Origin of the sequence: Bradyrhizobium sp. CCBAU 53351, assembly GCF_015291745.1 — a bacterium.
GTDB lineage: Bacteria > Pseudomonadota > Alphaproteobacteria > Rhizobiales > Xanthobacteraceae > Bradyrhizobium.
Genome location: NZ_CP030059.1, coordinates 775,901 through 795,565 on the forward strand (window position 1 = coordinate 775,901; position 19,665 = coordinate 795,565).

At 63.2% G+C, this 19,665-nt stretch carries 15 protein-coding genes; 7 read left to right on the plus strand and 8 right to left on the minus strand.

Going from position 1 to position 19,665, the window contains the following annotated elements; all coding sequences use genetic code 11:
- The first annotated feature begins 111 nt into the window (after positions 1 to 111).
- The 3 genes from XH83_RS03685 (at position 112) to XH83_RS03695 (ending at position 3,949) form a co-directional block, all read left to right on the plus strand.
- Positions 112 to 1,470: a YARHG domain-containing protein gene (locus XH83_RS03685; RefSeq protein ID WP_194405733.1), complete on the plus strand. Its 1,359-nt coding sequence runs from the start codon at positions 112 to 114 to the stop codon at positions 1,468 to 1,470.
- Entirely contained in the window at positions 1,467 to 2,237 is a 771-nt protein-coding gene (locus XH83_RS03690) for a M15 family metallopeptidase (protein WP_194405734.1), read from the plus strand. Before XH83_RS03685 ends, XH83_RS03690 begins: the two co-directional genes overlap by 4 nt.
- Positions 2,238 to 2,323: 86 nt before the next feature.
- Entirely contained in the window at positions 2,324 to 3,949 is a 1,626-nt protein-coding gene (locus XH83_RS03695) for a glycosyltransferase family 39 protein (RefSeq protein WP_194405735.1), read from the plus strand.
- A gap of 76 nt (positions 3,950 to 4,025) precedes the next feature.
- On the opposite strand, the gene XH83_RS03700 is transcribed toward XH83_RS03695, so the two are convergent.
- The 5 genes from XH83_RS03700 to XH83_RS03720 all read right to left on the minus strand — a co-directional run bounded on the left by XH83_RS03700 (position 4,026) and on the right by XH83_RS03720 (position 8,156).
- Positions 4,026 to 4,343: an HPr family phosphocarrier protein gene (locus XH83_RS03700; protein ID WP_097657200.1), complete on the minus strand. Its 318-nt coding sequence runs from the start codon at positions 4,341 to 4,343 to the stop codon at positions 4,026 to 4,028.
- Entirely contained in the window at positions 4,340 to 4,741 is a 402-nt protein-coding gene (locus XH83_RS03705) for a PTS sugar transporter subunit IIA (RefSeq protein WP_007597752.1), read from the minus strand. The genes XH83_RS03700 and XH83_RS03705 overlap by 4 nt, the downstream gene beginning before the upstream one ends.
- Before the next feature lie 133 nt (positions 4,742 to 4,874).
- On the minus strand, positions 4,875 to 5,399 hold the full coding sequence (locus XH83_RS03710) for an HPr kinase/phosphorylase (protein WP_194408153.1): 525 nt from the start codon (positions 5,397 to 5,399) through the stop codon (positions 4,875 to 4,877).
- A gap of 56 nt (positions 5,400 to 5,455) precedes the next feature.
- The gene (locus XH83_RS03715; RefSeq protein WP_194405736.1) at positions 5,456 to 7,252 is read right to left on the minus strand and encodes a sensor histidine kinase; all 1,797 of its coding nucleotides are present in this window, start codon (positions 7,250 to 7,252) and stop codon (positions 5,456 to 5,458) included.
- Between the two features lie 202 nt (positions 7,253 to 7,454).
- Complete coding sequence (locus XH83_RS03720) at positions 7,455 to 8,156, minus strand: response regulator transcription factor (RefSeq protein ID WP_008542552.1); 702 nt, start codon at positions 8,154 to 8,156, stop codon at positions 7,455 to 7,457.
- 241 nt (positions 8,157 to 8,397) lie between these two features.
- On the opposite strand from XH83_RS03720, the gene XH83_RS03725 reads away from it, so the two are divergent.
- Positions 8,398 to 9,135, plus strand: a complete 738-nt coding sequence (locus XH83_RS03725) for a HugZ family protein (protein WP_194408154.1) — start codon at positions 8,398 to 8,400, stop codon at positions 9,133 to 9,135.
- A 362-nt stretch (positions 9,136 to 9,497) separates the two neighbouring features.
- On the opposite strand, the gene XH83_RS03730 is transcribed toward XH83_RS03725, so the two are convergent.
- Both XH83_RS03730 and XH83_RS03735 read right to left on the minus strand, forming a co-directional pair.
- Positions 9,498 to 9,890, minus strand: coding sequence for a hypothetical protein (locus XH83_RS03730; protein ID WP_194405737.1), 393 nt, complete (start codon positions 9,888 to 9,890; stop codon positions 9,498 to 9,500).
- Positions 9,891 to 9,906: 16 nt separating this feature from the next.
- Entirely contained in the window at positions 9,907 to 11,490 is a 1,584-nt protein-coding gene (locus XH83_RS03735) for a hypothetical protein (RefSeq protein WP_194405738.1), read from the minus strand.
- A gap of 405 nt (positions 11,491 to 11,895) precedes the next feature.
- On the opposite strand from XH83_RS03735, the gene XH83_RS03740 reads away from it, so the two are divergent.
- A complete protein-coding gene (locus tag XH83_RS03740; protein WP_194405739.1) occupies positions 11,896 to 13,359 on the plus strand; it encodes an adenylate/guanylate cyclase domain-containing protein in 1,464 nt (487 codons plus the stop codon).
- Between the two features lie 165 nt (positions 13,360 to 13,524).
- On the opposite strand, the gene XH83_RS03745 is transcribed toward XH83_RS03740, so the two are convergent.
- On the minus strand, positions 13,525 to 14,877 hold the full coding sequence (locus XH83_RS03745; protein ID WP_194403708.1) for a transposase: 1,353 nt from the start codon (positions 14,875 to 14,877) through the stop codon (positions 13,525 to 13,527).
- A 261-nt stretch (positions 14,878 to 15,138) separates the two neighbouring features.
- On the opposite strand from XH83_RS03745, the gene XH83_RS03750 reads away from it, so the two are divergent.
- Together XH83_RS03750 and XH83_RS03755 are read left to right on the plus strand one after the other, a co-directional pair.
- Positions 15,139 to 17,733, plus strand: a complete 2,595-nt coding sequence (locus XH83_RS03750) for a CHAT domain-containing tetratricopeptide repeat protein (RefSeq protein ID WP_194405740.1) — start codon at positions 15,139 to 15,141, stop codon at positions 17,731 to 17,733.
- A 285-nt stretch (positions 17,734 to 18,018) separates the two neighbouring features.
- Positions 18,019 to 19,635: a phosphoenolpyruvate carboxykinase gene (locus XH83_RS03755; RefSeq protein WP_194405741.1), complete on the plus strand. Its 1,617-nt coding sequence runs from the start codon at positions 18,019 to 18,021 to the stop codon at positions 19,633 to 19,635.
- Positions 19,636 to 19,665 lie beyond the last annotated feature (30 nt).

Below are 19,665 nucleotides of genomic sequence, written 5' to 3' on the forward strand. Positions count from 1 at the left end.
TCCGGGAAGGGGCGGAGATCGATCCGCCATGCCGCTGCAATCCGGCCTGCAGCCATCGATTTCAGGGGCCGGCTCTGCTAGCTTTCCGGCTTTCTGTCACGGAAATGGGCAATGTGTTGGAAGTTTCTTTTCGCCTTGCTGTTTGCAGTGTGTTTTGCCCACCCGGCCGCTGCTGAAAGGCGCGTCGCCCTCGTCATCGGCAATTCCGCCTACCAGAGCGTGTCACGGCTGGAAAATCCCCGGAACGACGCGGTGCTGGTGGCCGATACGTTGCAGAAGCTCGGCTTCACGCTGGTCGGCGGCGGTGCCCAGGTCGAGCTGGACAAGCCCAGCTTCGACGCAGCGGTCCAGCGCTTCGGTAACCAGTTGATCGGCGCGGACGTCGCCCTGTTCTATTACGCTGGCCACGGCATCCAGGTCCGCGGGACCAATTACCTCGTGCCGATTTCCGCCAATCCGACGCGTGAGACCGACGTCGATTTCCAGATGGTCGACGCCGCATTGGTGCTTCGGCAGATGGACGGCGCAGGAACCAAGCTGAACATCGTCATTCTCGATGCGTGCAGGAACAATCCGTTTGGCGGACGCGGCCTGCGTGGCTCCGACAGCGGTCTCGCGCAGATCCGGGCGCCGGAGGGAACGCTGCTCTCCTATGCGACGCAACCCGGCAACGTCGCGCTCGACGGATCCGACGGACACAGCCCTTACACGCGCGCGCTGGTCGAGACGATGCAGCGTCCGGGCCTCGACGTGCTTCAAACGTTCAATCAGGTGGGACTTCTCGTCAAGCGCGCCACCGGCAGCAACCAGCAGCCCTGGGTCTCCTCCTCGCCGATCGACGGATCATTTTACTTTTCGGGCACGCCGGCCGGCCAGGTCGCCGCGGTCAACGTGCCGGCGCCGATCTCAACGCCTCCTGCGAATTCCACGCCGTCCGCGGCTGCGGCCGCTCGAACCCAATCGGATCTTCTGTTTCCGGATTCCGACAGCCGGCTTCTTGCCGATGGCGATTTGAGGGCGCTGAGCAAGGATGAGCTGCGCCTCGCGCGAAACGAAATCTTTGCGCGGCGAGGCCGCTACTTCAACTCGCCCGATCTGACGGCGCGGTTCAGCAGGTTCGCCTGGTACGTGCCCCACACCTGGGATCCGCAGTTGAACGCCGTCGAGAAGGCGAATGTGGCCCTGATCGATCGTTATGAATCCGGCGGTCCTGCGCCAGGCGGCTTCATCTTTCCCGATTCGGATCGACGGCTGCTCACGGTCGCAGACCTGCGCGGACTGTCCCAAGACGAGCTCCGTATCGCGCGCAACGAGATCTTTGCGCGGCGGGGACGATATTTCGAAGCGGCGGACCTCAAGGCCCGCTTCGAACGTTTCCCGTGGTATTCGCCGAGCACATGGAATTCAAAACTCAATGCGATCGAGGAAGCGAATGTCGCGCTGCTCGATCAGGCTGGCAAGCGTCGATGAAGGCTGCGTTTCGAGCGATGCAAATCCTTGCCGCGCTCGTGGCTGCGTCCGTGCCGGCAGGCGCCCAAACCAGGACCGAGCTTCTCGACCGGCTGGTGCGTGCCTATCCCGACTTCCTCGCCAGTCACGACGGCAAGCAGATCCTGTGGCGCGACGGCACTGCGATGCCGGTGGACGATGGCCTTGATGACAAGACGTTCGATCAGCGCCTGCGCGATGCCTCGATCCTGGACCAGCTCCGATTGCCGTATCCCGTCGGTGCGTCCGGGCCGCCCGCGGTGAACGCCGACCCCGGACGGTTCCGGAACGAACCGTTCTTCACGAAGATGTATGGCGACTGCCGCAACGGAGCGGTGCAGCGCAATCTCGTCACCATCACCTGGCTGCCGCGTTCGTGGGGGAAGGCGGTCCGGGTGACGCGGATCAATGGTGTGGCCGACCGGCTCAAGGAGGTGTCCGCGGAGATCGACCAGCTCGAACCGGAGCTGAAGGCTGCGGCCTATCCGATTGCCGGAGTGCTGTCGTGCCGGCCGGTCGCGGACACCGGCAAGATGAGCATGCATGGCTATGCCGTCGCGATCGATCTGAACTTGAAATATTCCGACTATTGGCTATGGGCGGGCCGCGGAAAGTCCATTCCCTACAAGAACAGGATGCCGCGGGAGATCGTCGATATCTTCGAGCGTCACGGCTTCATCTGGGGCGGCAAATGGTATCACTACGACACGATGCATTTTGAGTATCGCCCCGAAATGCTGGCGCGGTGATCTCGCATCGTTTTTGCGGGCCGGGCGGTCATGCATTCACGTCAAGCTGATTTCACTCGGGCGCAAAACGCGCTACGCAGGCGCCCATGTCCACGACGTCGATCTCGTCCGCCCGACCACGCGCGAAAACCCGCCTGAGCTTCGACCGCTTCCGGGCCTGGCTGGTCGCCTGCGCAATCCGCCCGGAGGCGAGATTGTGGCTGGTGATCCAGCTCGCCATCCTGCATGCGGTGCTCTGGACCTTCATCCTGATCAATCTCAAGGCCGCGCAGGACGTTCACATGGACGTCGCGGAAGCCTGGGGCTGGGGCCAGAAATTCCTCTGGGGTTACGGCAAGCACCCGCCGCTGTCGGGCTGGGTCGCCGGCCTCTGGTTCACGGCGTTCCCGGCGACGGATTGGGCGACCTACGCGCTGGCGATGGCGACCGTCGGCCTCGGCATGGTGATCTGCTGGCTGGTGGCCTTGCGCGTCGTGGATGCGCGGCGCGCGTTCCTGGCCGTGGTGATGGTCGCGCTCTACCCGATCTTCAACTTCAAGGGCTTCAAGTACAATCCGGACCTGCTGCAGCTCGTCACGCTGCCGCTGCTCGTGCTCGCCTATCTCAACGCGTTCGAGAAGCGCAGCTGGCAATCGGGCCTCTGGCTCGGCCTTGCCGGCGCGCTGGCGCTGATGACCAAATATTGGGTGCTGACCATGATCGGCGCCATCGGCCTTGCCGCGCTGATCCATCCGGAGCGGATGAAATTCCTCGCCTCGCCGGCGCCGTGGGTGGCGATCGCGACGATGGTCGCGGCGATGATCCCGCACATCGTCTGGCTGGCGGATGCGCATTTCGTGCCGCTGACCTATGCCGGCGACACCTATAGTCTCCATGACGACCGTCTTCTGCATCAGCTCGTGGCCGGCTATGCCCTGCATAACATTGCGCTGCTGGCGTTGCCGGTGGCGCTCGCCGCGCTGGCGATGGCGTGGGTGCCGCCGTGGTTCAACCTGCTGCTGCGCGCGCCCTCGCGCATCGTCACGCGCGCCTGGGCGCGCGGCGCCAATCCGGGCGTCAACCTTTCGCAGGCGCTGAATGTCTGGATCGTGCAGGTCATCGTTGCGGTCGGCCCGCCGCTCGGTGCACTCGCTTTCAGCATCTACATGAAGACGGATTGGGGCATCTCGCTGTTCTTCCTGGTGCCCTTGGCGCTGGTCGCGATTCCGGCGCTGCGGGTGCAGAGCGCAGTGTTGTTCAACATCACCGCGATCTGGCTCGTGCTCAGCGTCGCGACGCTCGCCGCCTCGCCCTGGATCGCCGCGCGCGAGATGGCGGCCAATGCCGGCAACGCGCAGATTTACGGCGCGCGCTCGGAGCTCGCGCGCGAATTGACGCAAGCCTGGCACAGCCGCTTCGCCTCGCGCTGGGCCGTCGTTGCCGGCACGATGGAGCAGATTCAGCCGCTGGTCTTCTACAGTCCTGATCATCCCTCGGCATTGCTGCCGCTGGAGGCCTGGGATTCCGGATTGACCTCGCGCGACGATGCCAAGAAGTACGGTTTCATCGGCGTGTTCGATCCGACCGACGGCCGTCTGCCTGCGTTCGAGAAATGGGTGTCGGAGACCGCGCCCAACGCCGAACGCATCGTGATGACGACCCGCCGCTTCACCCACGGCAAAGCCGGCCCGTCGATGAGCTGGAACATCTACATCGCGCCGCCGGGGAAGTGAGGTTGTCGTCGTTCCGGGGCACGCCAAGCGTGAAAGGGTTCGATGCTGCGCATCGCCCCGAAATGACAACGGGCAGCTAAATCCCTTCCTCGTTGAACTTGCTTTCAACGAGCTCGGTGATCGCCGCGAGCGCGGCTTCGGCGTCGGTGCCGGCGGCGGCGACGGTGATGGTGGTGCCGGGTCCCGCGGCGAGCATCATCAGGCCCATGATCGAGGTGCCGCCGACGGTCTCGCCGCCGCGCGTCACCCAGACTTGCGCGTCGAAGCGCTCGACGGCCTGGACGAACTTCGCCGAGGCGCGCGCATGCAGGCCGCGCTTGTTGATGATCAGGAGATCCTTGGAGATCGCGCCCGCGGGCACGCCTGTCCCCGCTTGTGGCGCGTCGTCGCTCATTTGCCGGCGAGCACCCGGCTGGCGATGGTGACGTATTTGCGGCCCGCTTCCTGAGCCATCGCGATCGCGTCCGGCAGCGGACGCTCCTCGCGGACCTTGGCGAGCTTCACCAGCATGGGAAGGTTGATGCCTGCGAGCACTTCGACCTTGGGCCGGCTCATGCAGGATATTGCAAGGTTCGACGGCGTGCCGCCGAACATGTCGGTGAGGATCGCAACGCCATCGCCGGAATCGACGCGGTTAACCGCCTCGATGATGTCGCTTCGACAGAGATCGGAATCATCTTCGGCGCCGATCGTGATCGCTTCGATTTGCTTTTGTGGGCCCATGACATGTTCAAGCGCTGCCTTGAATTCGTCGGCAAGGCGCCCGTGGGTCACAAGTACTAGACCAATCATCGGAAAACTCCTCGCGGGCGCTTTTGGTGCACCGCACGAACGCGCCACTTTGACCATCCAGAGCCCCTGCGCAAGAGGGGATGTTGCGTATCTCCCTGAATCTAGACGGATGGATGAGGGGAGCTGCGCCGGTCTATTCGGTCGCGATAGTGGGGTTCATATGGTTACCATTTCCCTTCAAACAATCGCCTGAAGGGTTAACGGAAGATGAACTCTTGGTAGTGGTCAAGGCCGCAACAACCAGGGGGAGGGGTGAAGTGTCGCGGCCGACGGGGATTCGCGGTATTTCGACACCGGAAATGCTGGTTTTCAGGGCTTCCGGCGGCGGCAGGCGCTCGGCGTCCGCGGCGTCGAGATCGACCACGAGACCGACGGTCGCATGCTCCACGAAGTCGCAGCGGCGGATCCCGAGACCCCGGATCTCGATCAGGCCCTCAAGGCGGGGCGCGGGGCGGACCTCAATTTCATCGCCGACTGTCGCCAGATGGACACGGTCATCCCCGACCAGAACGGCCCTGTCGACCACGCCCGAACGTCCCGCCATGATCAAATCAAAGGCAAGGCGCGACTTGCCGGAGCCCGAGGGCCCGCGGATCAGCACCGCCAGAGGCCCGACCTTGACCGCGGTGGCGTGCACGCTGGGCGAGCCATCGTTCAAGCTGCCTTCGTTCAAGCTGCCTTCGTTCAAGCTACCTTCGTTCAAGCTATCTTGGCTCATAGCGCCGGCAGTCGCACCACGAAGCGCGCGCCGGCAACTGTGGGCACGCCCTCGTCATCCGGCGGGCCTGCGCGGTTCTCGGCCCAGATCCGTCCGCCATGGGCGTCGATGATCTGCTTGGAGATCGAGAGGCCGAGGCCGGAGTTCTGGCCAAAGCCCTGATGCGGACGATCGGTGTAGAAGCGCTCGAAGATGCGCTCCAGCGCGTCGTCGCGAATGCCGGGGCCGTCATCGTCGACCACGATCTCGATCTCTCCGCGCACGCGGCGGCAGGTGAGGCGCACCTTGTTGCCGCGCTCGGAAAACGACTGCGCGTTGGAGAGCAGGTTGGAGACCACCTGCCCGAGCCGTGAATCGTGGCCGGTCACGGCGAAGGTGTCGGTCGGGCTGCGGCCTTCGAGGCGGGTCTCGACCGCGACGTCGTGGCCGAGCTTGGTTTCATTGGCAACGGACACCAGCGTCGTCAGCAGGCGGCGCAGATCGACCGGGATCGCATCCTGGCGCTGCAATTCGGCATCGAGGCGGCTGGCGTCGGAGATGTCGGAGATCAGGCGGTCGAGCCGCTTGACGTCGTGCTCGATCACCTCGAGCAGGCGGGCGCGGCTGTTTTCGTTGCGCGCCAGCGGCAGCGTCTCGACCGCCGAGCGCAGCGAGGTCAGCGGGTTCTTCAGCTCATGCGCAACGTCGGCGGCGAACATCTCGATCGCCTCGATGCGGCTGTAGAGCGCGCTCGTCATGTCACGCAATGCGCCCGAGAGATGGCCGATCTCGTCGCGGCGGCGGGTGAAATCGGGAATCTCGATGCGGGCCTTGATGCGGCGGCGGACGCGCTCGGCGCTGTCGGCGAGCCGGCGCACGGGCCCGGCGATCGTGCTCGCGAGCAGCAGCGACAGCATGATCATGACGGTGGCCGCGACGCCGCCGACCTTCAGGATGGCGAGGCGTTCGGCGGTGACCATCTGGTCGATGTCGTCGCCTTGCGTCGACAGCATCAAGGCGCCATGGATCGCGCGCGAGCGCAGCACGGGGACCGCGACCGAGACGATCACCTCGCCGCGCACGTTGACCCGCACCATCGAGCGCTTCTGGCCCTGCAGCGCATCGCTCACCTCGGCATAGCCGTTGCCGTTCTCGGGCCCGAGCTCGCGATAGAGCGGCAGGTCGCCGCGGTTCAGCCAGGTGCGCACCGCGACCATGCCGCGTTCGACGATGCCGGGCTTTTCGGCCGGCGGCGGCAGATTGTAGCGCAGCACGTTTTCGAGGTTGCGGCTGTCCACCAGCAGGCTGCCGTTCGGATCGTAGATGCGGGCGCGCGTCTTGGTCGGCGAGATCAGCGTGCGCAGCACCGGCGCGACCCGCTCCGGATTGATCGGGAAGTCCAGCGGCGAATATTCGTCCGAGCCGCCATAGGTCTCGCCCGGCTTGAGGTCGAGCAGCCGGTCGGGATCGATGGTGATGGCGTTGGTCTGAACCGTGGCGGAGGCCGCGATCGCGCCGGCGATGATCTCGGCCTGAACCAACAGGCTCTGCGCCCGCGCGTCGATCAGGCCGGCGCGGAATTGCGACAGATAGAGGATGCTGGCGACCAGCGCGACGAGGCCGGCAAGGTTGAGCGAGACGATACGGCGGGTCAGGCTGGAGAAGGACAGCGCGAAGAAGAACTGACCGGCGCGCTTCAGCCAGTTCAGCGGCCGGAAGCCCTGTGGCTTGTCTTCGGCAAATTGCTGCTGAACGCCGTCGGATGTGACATCCCCGGCGCTCCGGTTTGGATCAGGCTGCGTTCGGTCCAGCAATGCTTACGCCTGCGTTAGGACAGCTCGTTGAGGGTCCCTGCATCCTAGAGCATGATCCGGAAAAGTGTGCAGCGGTTTTCCGAAGGATCATGCTCAAGAAATAATCGAACGTGCGATGATCTCATCGCGCTTGGAGCAATCCCGGTCCCCATGGAACGAGAACCGGAGATGCTCGTAAGTGTTTGCGAAGGCGCCCGCCGCCTCAGGCTTCCTTGAAACGGTAGCCGACGCCGTAGAGCGTCTCGATCATCTCGAACTCGTTGTCGACCACCTTGAACTTCTTGCGCAGCCGCTTGATGTGGCTGTCGATGGTGCGGTCGTCGACATAGACCTGGTCGTCATAGGCGGCGTCCATCAGCGCGTTGCGGCTCTTCACCACGCCGGGACGGGTCGCCAGCGCCTGCAGGATCAGGAATTCGGTGACGGTCAGCGTCACCGGCTCGTTCTTCCAGGTGCAGGTATGCCGTTCCGGATCCATGCGCAGCAGGCCGCGGTCGAGCGCCTTGGCGTCGTTCTCCTTCGGCGCGACGGTCGGGTCCTTCGGTGCCGAGCGGCGCAGCACCGCTTTGACGCGCTCGACCAAAAGGCGCTGTGAGAACGGTTTGCGGATGAAGTCGTCGGCGCCCATCTTGAGGCCGAACAGCTCGTCGATCTCCTCGTCCTTGGAGGTCAGGAAGATCACCGGCAGGTCGGACTTCTGCCTGAGGCGGCGCAGCGTCTCCATGCCGTCCATGCGCGGCATCTTGATGTCGAGGATGGCGAGGTCGGGCTGGGTGGTACGGAAACCGTCAAGCGCGCTGGCGCCGTCGGTGTAGGTCATGATGCGGTAGCCTTCGGCTTCCAGCGCGATCGAGACGGATGTGAGAATGTTGCGGTCGTCGTCGACCAAAGCGATTGTGGGCATGAGCCTCTGCTTTCTGCTGTCCGTTTGGGTCGTGGCTTGAAACGGCGAGCAATCCACTGATGCGCCGCATACATGGGTGCCGAAGTCGGCGTTCGAACCTTGTCACCGAGCAATGCAAGCTGGGCTGAAGTGTGACCAAGTTCCACGAAATGCAGCAGATTCGCCGCATGTCGACCCATAACCAGGCCCCCGTTTACCCGAAAAAAGGCCCCCCTTGCAACCACCTGAGCCGAGAAAGCCGATGCAACCGACCCCTGATTTCGACCCCTCAAAGCTCGCCAAATCCCTGCTGCGGCGATCGCGGCAGGGGGCGCTGGCAACCCTCATGGCCGGCAGCGGCGACCCCTATTGTTCCCTGGTCAATCTGGCCAGCCACCCCGACGGCTCGCCCATTTTGCTGATCTCGGGCCTCGCCGTGCACACCAGGAACATTCTGGCGGACAGCCGGGTCTCGCTGATGCTGGATGAGCGGGCGGCAGGCGATCCGCTGGAAGGCGCGCGGATCATGCTGTCCGGCCGGGCGGAGCAGGCGGATTCCGAAAGGGAACTGCTGCAGCGGCGGTATCTCAATGCGCATCCGTCTGCGGAAGGCTTTGTTTCTTTTAAGGATTTCTCCTTTTTCCGGATCCGCCCCACGGGAACCCATCTGGTAGCCGGCTTCGGCCGGATCGTCGACCTCAAGCCCGAGCGATTCCTCACGGACCTCACCGGCGCCGAGGATCTGCTGGCGGCGGAGGAGGGCGCTGTCGACCACATGAATGCCGACCATCGCGAGGCCATGGGCCTCTACGCGACGAAGCTGCTGGGCGCGGCCGCGGGCGACTGGCGCTGCACCGGCTGCGATCCTGATGGTCTCGACATGCAGGACGGCCAGATCGCGCTGCGGCTGGACTTTCCGGAGCGGGTCACGGACGGCACCTCGCTGCGCAAGATGCTGGTGCGTCTCGCTGGCGAAGCGCGCAGCAAGGTGGGCGACTAGGGCGTGTACTCCCGAAATCGAGGTCGGCTCTGAGCGCCGAGCGGAAGTTTTCTGATTGGGTGGAGCAGTACTGCTGATGACCCGGACCGGAAGTCGCAGCGCTCGCAACATGTGACGCCGTCATTCGCCATGTGGACGGGACTGCGCGAGAGCGCCGTTAAACGCGCGACCGTTCCTGTCATCCGCCCCGCCGGAGCCGCGCTGCAATTGTCTGCGACAGGCGGCAAACTGACGTGCCAACGTTAGCCCGTATCCGCTGATGCGGACTGAACGGACCCGGCGCCCACAAGATCTCGTTTGGCTCGCTTATGATCCGCAGCTCTCGGCGCTTGTTATCCAGGAGAATGTTTCTTGGCAGGCAATTATCTCAGCCACAGCTTGAGGGGAACCGCCTGACGATCGGGGCATTTCATGGTGCCCGTATAGGAGTCTGACAGTCGTCCACTGTAGGTGCATTCGACGCCGGCAACCGAGAATGTCGCGTTCAATTGGGATGATGAGTCCGATACCCGAAAACGCATTTCACCGGTCTTCTCCTCCGGGCCATCCTGAGTGCACACCCCGATGTGCTTCATCGTTAATGGCCCGGAGTATTCCTTCGTATGGCCGGAAACCGTTTCGGTGACGGTGGCGGTCAACTCCCACTCGCCCAAATGGCCAGAATATCCTACGACCTGAAGCGATTGAGCGCTGGCCGGGCTCGCAAGGATGCCCAGAACGATCGGCAGAAAGGCTGCTCTCACGGTGTGTTCCATGGCTTTCGCCGGCTTCTCAGCGCTTCGTCAGGAACGCACGCGCCTCGGCAAGCTCGATCCGGGTGCTATCGGCAGCATCGGCGATCGCAACGACCTGGCCGTAGTAGTCCCGAGCCTTGGCGGAGTCACCGGACTTTTCTGCGGCCTTGGCCGCGCCCACATAGGCGCCGAGTCGGTTTGGCTCCTTCCTCAGGGTTGCCTCAAAGGCGGCAAGTGCTTCATTGGCATTGCCGCTCTCGAGCAGCATGACTCCATAGAGTTCGCGCGCCGGTCTGAGCACGCCTGGCGTCACTGGATGCTTCTCGGTCTTGTCCTCGGCATCAGCAGCGGCACTCATCGCCTTCAGCGCATCGTCGCGGTTGCCTTCGGCGTAGAGCAGCCAGGCGGTGGCCACCTGCCGCTGAATGTCGACTTGCTGCGACCAATATGCGTCCTTGGCATCGCGCAACTTATCGCGCAGCTCAGCGAGCTTTGCGATGTCAGCCTTGGCGGCTTCAGGATTGCCCGACCGGGCTGCGCCTAGCGCTCGCGCGAAATGAGTGATCGCCTGGACGTGAGCCAGCGGACTAGGGCGAACCTGAAGCGCCGCCGCAGCCTTCCAATCGCCGCGCTCCACTGCGTAGCGTGCCGGCGAAGCGGCCTGCGCGTATGGCCCGGCGATGAAAGTCTCGGTGAAGCCGGTGACCGCGTTCATCTCGTCGATAATGGCTGCGGCTTTCTCATCCTGCCCAAGTTGTAGATAGGCGTAGACCAAATAATCCATAGCGTGCAGCTGATCATGGCCCTCGTTGTCCGCGCTGGCGACACGCGATGATTCGACGTTGGAGGCAATCGACTCCTTCCAGTAACCGACGCGCGTAAAGATGTGTGATGGCATGTGCTGGGCATGAGCTGACGCTGGCGCGACCTTGGCGTAGCGTCGGGCGGCATCAAGGCCTTTCTCGGCGATCGGCGGATAGTCGTAAAGGTGAATCAAGTAATGCGCCACGCCGGGATGTTGCGGCTGGCGTATTGCGATCGGCTCCAGGATTGCCGCGCCCTTGAGCTGGTTGGCGTAGGTTTTGTCGGCCGGCGAAGCCGAGGTGTTTAGGGCAAGCGCATAGTAGATCTGCACTTCGTCATCATTGGGGTAGCGCTGTGCTAATTGCTCCATGGCCTTGGCGTAAGCTTGCATGCGCGTACGGTGATCGACCTTGTCGTAGTCGGCATACATAACGCCCAGCGCATCGAGGTAGTCGCGCTCGCGCTGAGTCTTGGCGCCGACACTCTTTCCTTTCGCGATTATGGCCCCGCCCTCGGCGAGGTTCTTCGCAGGCGTCGGCACATGCGGATTCCACAACAGGCTGAGCGCGATGCCCCAATAGGCAATGCCGCATTCGGGATCGGCCTTAAGTGCATCTTCGAAAACCTTTTGCGAGGCGCGGTACCAGAACGAGTGCTGGTACAACATTCCCTGGCTAAAAAGCTTCTGCGCTTCCGGTTTGCACGATGTTTCGAAATTCACCGTACCGAGCTTGTCGTCCGATTGTCCCATTGCTGGTTGCGGGAGCGAAAGTCCAGCCGCCGCTATGGCGGCAACCGCGAATGATTTGTTTTTCATGATCCAGCTCCATGGCAGCATTCGAATTCCAACAGAGCGAACTGAAAGGTTATGCCGATTTCATGAGGCCAGCTACCCTTTTCTATTTGGCACTCTCCATGTCTACTTGGACTCCAAGGCATGTCAGCGAGATTTACGCTTGTTGTGCTCAGAAGCCGAGACGATCAAGACCGATATTAGCGCCTCCGCCGCGCCACGACCGAAGGTGGCCCATCAGCGAAGTCGCGCCTCATCTAATGGAGGTCCGCTCATTGGTGCTCGGCGGACTAGATTTGCTCAATCTGAGTTCTTCGCATTTTGACCCATAAGCGACATGGAAGGATCAAAAGTCTTGCCATACAATGTCCTGTGGGCAGCGGTTGCTCAAGACGGCCCAGCGCAGATTGCATCGCCAGGAGCCGATCAATGACATTGATTGACGAACGGCTTCTCGAAAGCAAGATGACCCAGATCGAGCAGGCCCGCAGTTGGAGCCCGCGCGTCATCTCCAAGTTCGAAACGCTGATCCGTAGCGGTGATGAGGTCAGCCTGTACCGTGCCAATCCGCTCGCGTTCGCCCGCGACCGCAGCGTGGCTGAGCCGGAGTCGATCGATCTATTTCTCCACGCCGCTCGTGTCGGGCTGGTCGACATGCATTGGGACATTCTCTGCCCCCACTCGGGCCTGGTGCTGGAGAGTTTTGGGAGGCTCCGTGCGCTTCGGAGCCATTTTGTCTGCGGGCTGTGCGATATCGAGGGCGAGACGGAGCTGGACGACTTCATCGAGGTTTCCTTCTCTGTCTCGCCGCAAGTCCGACCCCTCGCTTTGTATGACATCGATAATCTTTCGATTGAAGATCTGCACTGGAAGCTCAAGTTCGCCAACAGCGGGCGTCTGCCTGGCGGGCAAACCCGATTTGTCGATTTCCTGCGCGGCCTCCTCCGCGGAATGACTTATCTGCCATCCGGCCTGACGACGACGCTGCAGGCCGAGATCGAGCCGGGCGCCCTCTCCGGCGTCAACGTCCAGACGCAGGCGGGCTTCATGCTTCCGGTCATGCTCGCTCCCTCTGCCGAGCAGGTTCCGAAGACTCAGACGATCGTTCGCATCGCCTATGACGGGCAACGGTTCACGCCAGCTGTTTCGGCCCTCCCTTCGGGCTCCGTGGTCTTCGAGATCAGCAACACCGGTCCCAGGCGCGGTTCGCTGCTCCTGATCAACTGGCCGCCTGAAATCCTGGCGATGCCTAAAAAGCCGACGCTCCAATTCGATCCCTACGTCTCCGGTGGCATGCTGCTGACGCGCCAGACGTTCCGCAAGCTCTTCCGTTCGGAGCGCGTCGATGAAGAGGAGGGCCTCGGCGTCCGGCAGGTGACGTTCCTGTTCACGGACTTGAAGGGGTCGACCGCGCTCTACGAACGTCTCGGGGATCTCAATGCCTATGCCTTGGTTCGCGAACATTTCGCTCTCCTAGATGCAATCGCTCATCAGCATGCCGGTGCCATTGTGAAGACCATCGGCGACGCCGTCATGGCTGCGTTCTTCCAACCGGCGGATGCCGTGGCGGCGGCGCTCCAAATTCTGCAAGACATCGAACGGTTCAACCGGGATCATGGCCAGCCGGCGATCATTCTCAAGATGGGCGCCCATTGCGGGCCGTCTATCGCCGTGACCCTCAATGAGAACCTCGACTATTTCGGCCAGACCGTGAATATCGCAGCTCGGGTGCAATCATTCGCCGGTGCCGGCGAAATCTGTCTCACGGAAGCGCTCCATACGGCCCCCGCCGTTCGCCAGCTCCTGACGGGGTACGGTGTCGAAGAGTTCGACGCCCCGCTGCGTGGCGTCGAGGGCGAGGCGCGAGTCTATCGGGTCACTGGCCGATCGTAGCTTAGCTACCCGCCTTGCTCAAAGGACAGCGGTGTTGCGAGCGTCAAAGAGAGGGGGCCTCTCAACCGTGCAAATGTCGCCTTGTGGCCGATTCCGTTGAAAAAGGCGGGCAGTATTTCCTTGTAATGGCTCGGTCGCGATGTGGCCGAACTGCTCTACCGATCGCTATGCGAGCCTCGGGGTGGACATCGGGATCAGCTTGGCCATCTTTCTTAGGTTCTGGGCGGTGGCCGCCAGGATGAACTCGTCATGCGCACCGTTTGGACCTCGTAAGCGTAGACGGTCGAGTTTGAGGATGCGCTTGAGGTGCGCGAACAGCATCTCGATCTTCTTGCGGAGCCGACGCGAGGTGCGGCCCTCCCATGATCTTGCGATCTGGCGCGCCATGTCGCGAGCGCCCTCGTAGATCGAGCGTGGCACCCTCCGTGATGGCTGCTTGGGGCAGCATCGGGACTTCAATGCGCAGCGATCACAATCGTGCTTGCTGGCAAGGTAAAGCATGGTGGCGCCATCATTCACCAGCGTTCCGGTCGTGGTAAGAACTTTGCCGCCGGGGCAACGATAAACGTCCCCGGCGTGGTCATAGGTGAAGTCGTCGCGCGAGAAGATCCCGTCTGTGCGAGCCGACTTGTCGAAGACTGTAACGTGCGGCTCGATGCCATGCTCATAGACCAGCCAGGCGAGCATCTCGGCCGAGCCATAGCCGCTGTCGCCGAGGAGCCGGCTCGGATAGAGATCAAACCGCTCCAGCGAGCGCTCAATCATGCGCTTGGCAGCCAATACCTCCGCCTGCCGGATTGCCGTCGTCGCCTCAACATCGACGATGATCGCGTTCTCGATGTCGATCAGGTAGTTCGTCGAGTAGGCAAAGAAGGCTTGGCCGCCGTGCGCTCCCGTCCAGCGCGCCGCTGGGTCGGAGGGCGACACGAACTTCGGGGTCACTTCGGTGGCTGCTCCGAACGCGGCATCATCGAGGACAGCCAGATACTCGTCGATCGCTCGGCCGGCAGCCTCCGGTGGAAGTCCCTTGTCGCCTTCGATCCCCTTCTGCCGATTGGCATCGGCCTTGATCAGGCTCGCATCGACGGCGAATCCTTCACCACCGACCAGCCGCTCCTCGATACAGCGACGCAAAACGCTCTCGAACACGCACCGGAAGAGGTCGCTCTGTCGGAAGCGGCCATGCCTGTTCTTGGAGAACGTCGAGTGATCAGGTACTGCGCCATCTAGACCAAGCCGGCAGAACCATCGGTAGGCCAAGTTAAGGTGGACCTCATCGCACAGGCGCCGCTCCGATCGAATGCCGAAGCAGTAACCGATCAGCAGCATCCGGATCATCAGCTCGGGATCGATCGAAGGTCGACCGATACTACTGTAGAAAGGCGCCAGGTCCTGTCTGACCTCTTCAAGGTCGACAAATCTATCGATCGACCGGAGCAAGTGGTCGGCCGGGATATGCCTTTCCAGCGAGAACTCATAGAACAACGCGGCCTGCTCGACTTGCCGATGTCCCATCATGATCTTCAGTCCTGCCAATTAGACTGACTGAATCATTGATCCCTCTGCGTCGCAACCGCCGCCTTTTTCAACAGAATCGGCCCATCAGCGACGTCCGGCGATGGCCGGCTCTATACCGCTGTTGAGGGGGAAGCGGACACCCGAGAGCGCTCAAACCCAGCGCCGGATTATGAGTACAACCTAGAACGCAACGTTTGAACGTAGCGACCCGTCGCTGCGACCCAAGACGATAGGTCTGTAAGGCTCGCAGCGAGAGGGTTTATGACGCGTCGTCGTTTGGCATTGGCTGCGGGTCTGGCACTCGCGATTACCACGTCGCTTGCCACGCCCGGCCTTGCCCAGAAGGGCGATCTGTCAGCACAAAGCGCGCGCATCAATGCGCTCCGCAGCGCCGGCAGATATGCGGAGGCGCTGCCGCTGGCGCAGGCCATGGTGGCCTCTCTCGAGAACACCAGCAACAACCGCGATCTCGCCGCCGCGCTCAACAATCTCGGGCAGATCCACGCCGACCAGGGCCACGACGACCAGGCCGAGCCGCTCTACAAGCGTGCCATTGCGCTGATGGAGAAGGGCACCGGTCAGGGCACCGTCGAGATCGCGCCGCTCCTGAACAATCTGGCGGCGCTCTATCAGCGGCAGGGCCGCTTCGCCGAGGCCGAGCCGCTCTTCAAGCGCGCGCTGGCCGTCAGCGAAAAGGGCCTGTCGCGCGAGCATCCCGATGTCGGCCGTGCCCTGAACAACCTCGCCACGCTCTACGTGAAGCAGGAGCACTTTGCCGACGCCGAGCCGCTGTTCCAGCGGGCGCTGGCGATCTATCAGAAGATCGCCGGGCCCGAGCATCCCGCGGTCGCCACCGTCCTCAACAATATCGGCCAGGTCGATCGCGACCTCAACCGCGACACCGATGCCGAGGCGCCGATCAAGCGCTCGCTCGCAATCCGCGAAAAAGTGCTGGGACCTGATCATCCCGACGTGGCGCGTTCGCTGAACAATCTCGCCGGGCTCTACGAGCACCAGCAGCGCTATGCCGAGGCCGAGCCGCTCTATCGCCGCGCGCTGTCGATCCGCGAGCGTGCGCTCGGACCCGACCATCCCGATGTCGCGACCTCGACCAGCAATCTCGCCAACTTCCTTCAGATGTCGGGCCGGACCGCCGACGCCTTGCCGTTCGCGGAGAAGACGCTTGCCGGCAATCGCGCGCAGCTGCGAGTCGTGCTGCCTGTTCTGTTCGCGGCGCGGCAGCAGGCGCTGCTGGCGAGCGACAAGGCGCTCGATGACGCGCTCGCCGCGATCCAGCGCGGTACGCAATCGTCCGCCGCCTCCGCCGTGAACAAGCTCGCGGTGCGGATGGCCGCCGGCAGCGATCGGCTCGCCGAGCTGGTGCGCCGGGACCAGGATCTTACCGCCGAGGCCGAGGCGCTCGACAAGGCGATCATCGCCGCGGTGTCGAAGCAGTCGGCGCAGCGGGATGCCACCGCCGAGCAGCGCAGCCGCGCCCGGATCGCTGCGATTGCGAGCGAGCGTGCGGGCTTGCAGAAGACGCTCGTGCGCGAATTTCCCGACTACGCCTCGCTCTCCAACCCGCTGCCGCTGGCAGTGAAGGACATCCAGCCGCTGCTGTCGGCGGACGAAGCGATGGTGATCTATTCCGTCGTCGACAAGCAGAGCTATGTCGTCGCGATCACGCGCGATGGCGCTGAGTGGAAGGAGATCCCGCTCGGCGCGGATGCGATGGCGCGGAAGGTGGCGGCTTTCCGCAAGGGACTGGATGTCGGCAAGGCGCGCGATGCCTCCGGCAAATCGGGACTGTTCGACCTCGCGCTCGCGAACGAGCTCTATGTCGCGCTGCTCGGCCCGGTCGAGGCGTTGACGAAGGACAAGCGCAATTTGCTGGTGGTGCCATCGGCGGCGCTGACGGCATTGCCGTTTCACCTCCTGGTGACGGAGACGCCGCGGGCTGCGATCCCGGACAAGATCGAAGGTTATCGCAATGCTGCCTGGCTGCTGCGGCGTCAGGCCGTCTCGGTACTGCCGTCGGTGATCTCCCTGAAATCGCTGCGTGCCTTCGCGCGCAGGGATCAGGGCGCAAAGCCGATGACCGGATTCGGCGATCCTGTCTTCAATCCCGCAGCCGAAGGACCGGCCGACCGACGCGCTGCAAGCGGTAAGGTCGCCGCGCGCAGCATCGCGACGATCGCCTATACCGATTTCTGGCGCGGCGCCGGCGTCGACCGCGCGCGGCTGGCACAGGCGCTGCCGCAACTGCCCGACACCGCCGACGAGCTGAACGCGGTGGCGAGGGACGTCGGCGCCACTGAAGCCGACATCCATCTCGGACGTGATGCCAGCGAGACGACGCTGAAGCGTGCAGCGCTTGCTCAATACGGCATCATCTACTTTGCCACCCATGGTCTCGTTGCGGGTGACGTCAAGGGACTGGGTGAGCCCTCGCTCGCGTTGTCCATTCCCGATCAGCCGTCGGAGCTCGACGACGGTCTTCTAACCGCGAGCGAAGTGGCGCAGCTCAAGCTCAATGCCGATTGGGTGGTGCTGTCGGCCTGCAACACCATCGCCGGCGACAAGCCCGGCGCCGAGGCGCTGTCGGGGCTGGCGCGCTCGTTCTTCTACGCAGGGGCCCGTGCGCTCCTGGTCTCGCATTGGGCCGTGGATTCGGAAGCCGCCACCCGCTTGACCACATCGACGTTCGAGCTGCTCAAGAACGAACCAAAGATCGGTCGTGCCGAAGCCCTGCGCCGCGCGATGTTAACGTTTGTTGACGACGCCTCGTCGCCACGCAACGCCTACCCTGCAATGTGGGGCCCGTTCGCGCTGATCGGCGAAGGTGAGGTAAGATAAGCCGACGACACAGGGATTGTGCGGCGCAATAACCTGATGTAACGCGCAAACACGCGTTTGGTTGCGCGATCATTTGCGTTTTCTCGTCGCGCCGGTTCAGAGCTGACATGCGCGACGTTTGGCGCGGTCCTTGAATAAACCAAATCCTGCGGGATCGGCTTGGCAACGCCAGCGTTCATGATTATTAGGTCGTTCAGCCGAGGCCGAATGGCCCATTCATCACGGTGACTGCGACGGCGCCAGGCTTGGTCCGCTAAATGTCGCGGGTTCTAGGAGGATTTTTTCGTGCAAGAGACGGGCGTGCGCAACGGTGCCTTCGGCGCCGACAAATTCGGCTTAAAGAATCTCAAGCAGGTTCACTGGAACCTGGGTGCGCCGCAACTCTATCAATATTCGCTCGCGGCGGGCGAAGCGGTGCTGTCGGCTGACGGCGCGCTCTGCGCCGACACCGGCGAGTTCACCGGGCGCAGCCCGAAGGACAAGTTCACGGTGCGTGACGCCACCACCGACAAGAAGATGTGGTGGGCCGGCAACCAGTCGATCACCGCAGAGCAGTTCGAGACGCTCTACCAGGACTTCCTCAAGCACGCCGAAGGCAAGAAGCTGTTCGCGCAGGACCTCTACGGTGGCGCCGATCCGGCCTACCGGATCAAGACGCGCGTCTTCACCGAGCTCGCCTGGCACTCGCTGTTCATCCGCACGCTGCTGATCCGTCCCGAGGCGATCGAGCTGTCGACCTTCGTGCCGGAGCTCACCATCATCGACATGCCGAGCTTCCGCGCCGATCCCAAACGTCACGGCTGCCGCTCGGAGAACGTCGTCGCGATCGATTTCGCCCGCAAGATCGTCCTGATCGGCGGGTCTTATTATGCCGGCGAGATGAAGAAGTCGGTCTTCACCACGCTGAACTATTACCTGCCCGAGCGCGGCGTGATGCCGATGCACTGCTCGGCCAATGTCGGCGCCAAGGGCGACACCGCGATCTTCTTCGGCCTGTCAGGCACCGGCAAGACCACGCTGTCGGCCGATCCGAACCGCACGCTGATCGGTGACGACGAGCATGGCTGGGGCCCGAACGGCGTCTTCAATTTCGAAGGCGGCTGCTACGCCAAATGCATCAAGCTGTCGCAGGAAGCCGAACCCGAGATCTTCGCGGCCTCGACCCGCTTCGGCGCGGTGCTGGAGAATTGCGTGCTCGACGAAGACACCCGCGTGGTGGATTTCGACGACGGCTCCAAGACCGAGAACACGCGTTCGGCCTATCCGCTCGACTTCATCCCGAACGCTTCGCGAACCGGCCGCGCGCCGCAGCCGAAGAACGTGGTGATGCTCGCCGCCGACGCGTTCGGCGTGCTGCCGCCGATCGCAAAGCTCTCGCCGGCGCAGGCGATGTATCACTTCCTGTCCGGCTACACCGCCAAGGTCGCCGGCACCGAGCGTGGCCTCGGCAACGAGCCGCAGCCGGAATTCTCGACCTGCTTCGGCTCGCCGTTCCTGCCGCTCGACCCCAGCGTTTACGGCAACATGCTGCGCGACCTCATCGCCCAGCACAATGTCGATTGCTGGCTGGTCAACACCGGCTGGACCGGCGGCAAGTACGGCGTCGGCTCGCGCATGCCGATCAAGGTGACGCGCGCGCTGCTCACTGCGGCGCTCGACGGCAGCTTGCGCAACGTCGAATTCCGCACCGACAAATATTTCGGCTTCGCGGTCCCGACCGCGCTGCCGGGCGTCCCGGCCGAGATCCTCAACCCGGTCAACACCTGGAAGGACAAGGACGAGTTCGACAAGACCGCCCGCGCGCTGGTCGGCATGTTCCAGAAGAACTTCGCCAAGTTCGAAGCCCAGGTCGACGCCGACGTCCGCGCCGCCGCGCCGGACGTGAAGCTCGCGGCGGAGTAACCTCTCGCATCGTCATCAATGCAAAAGGGC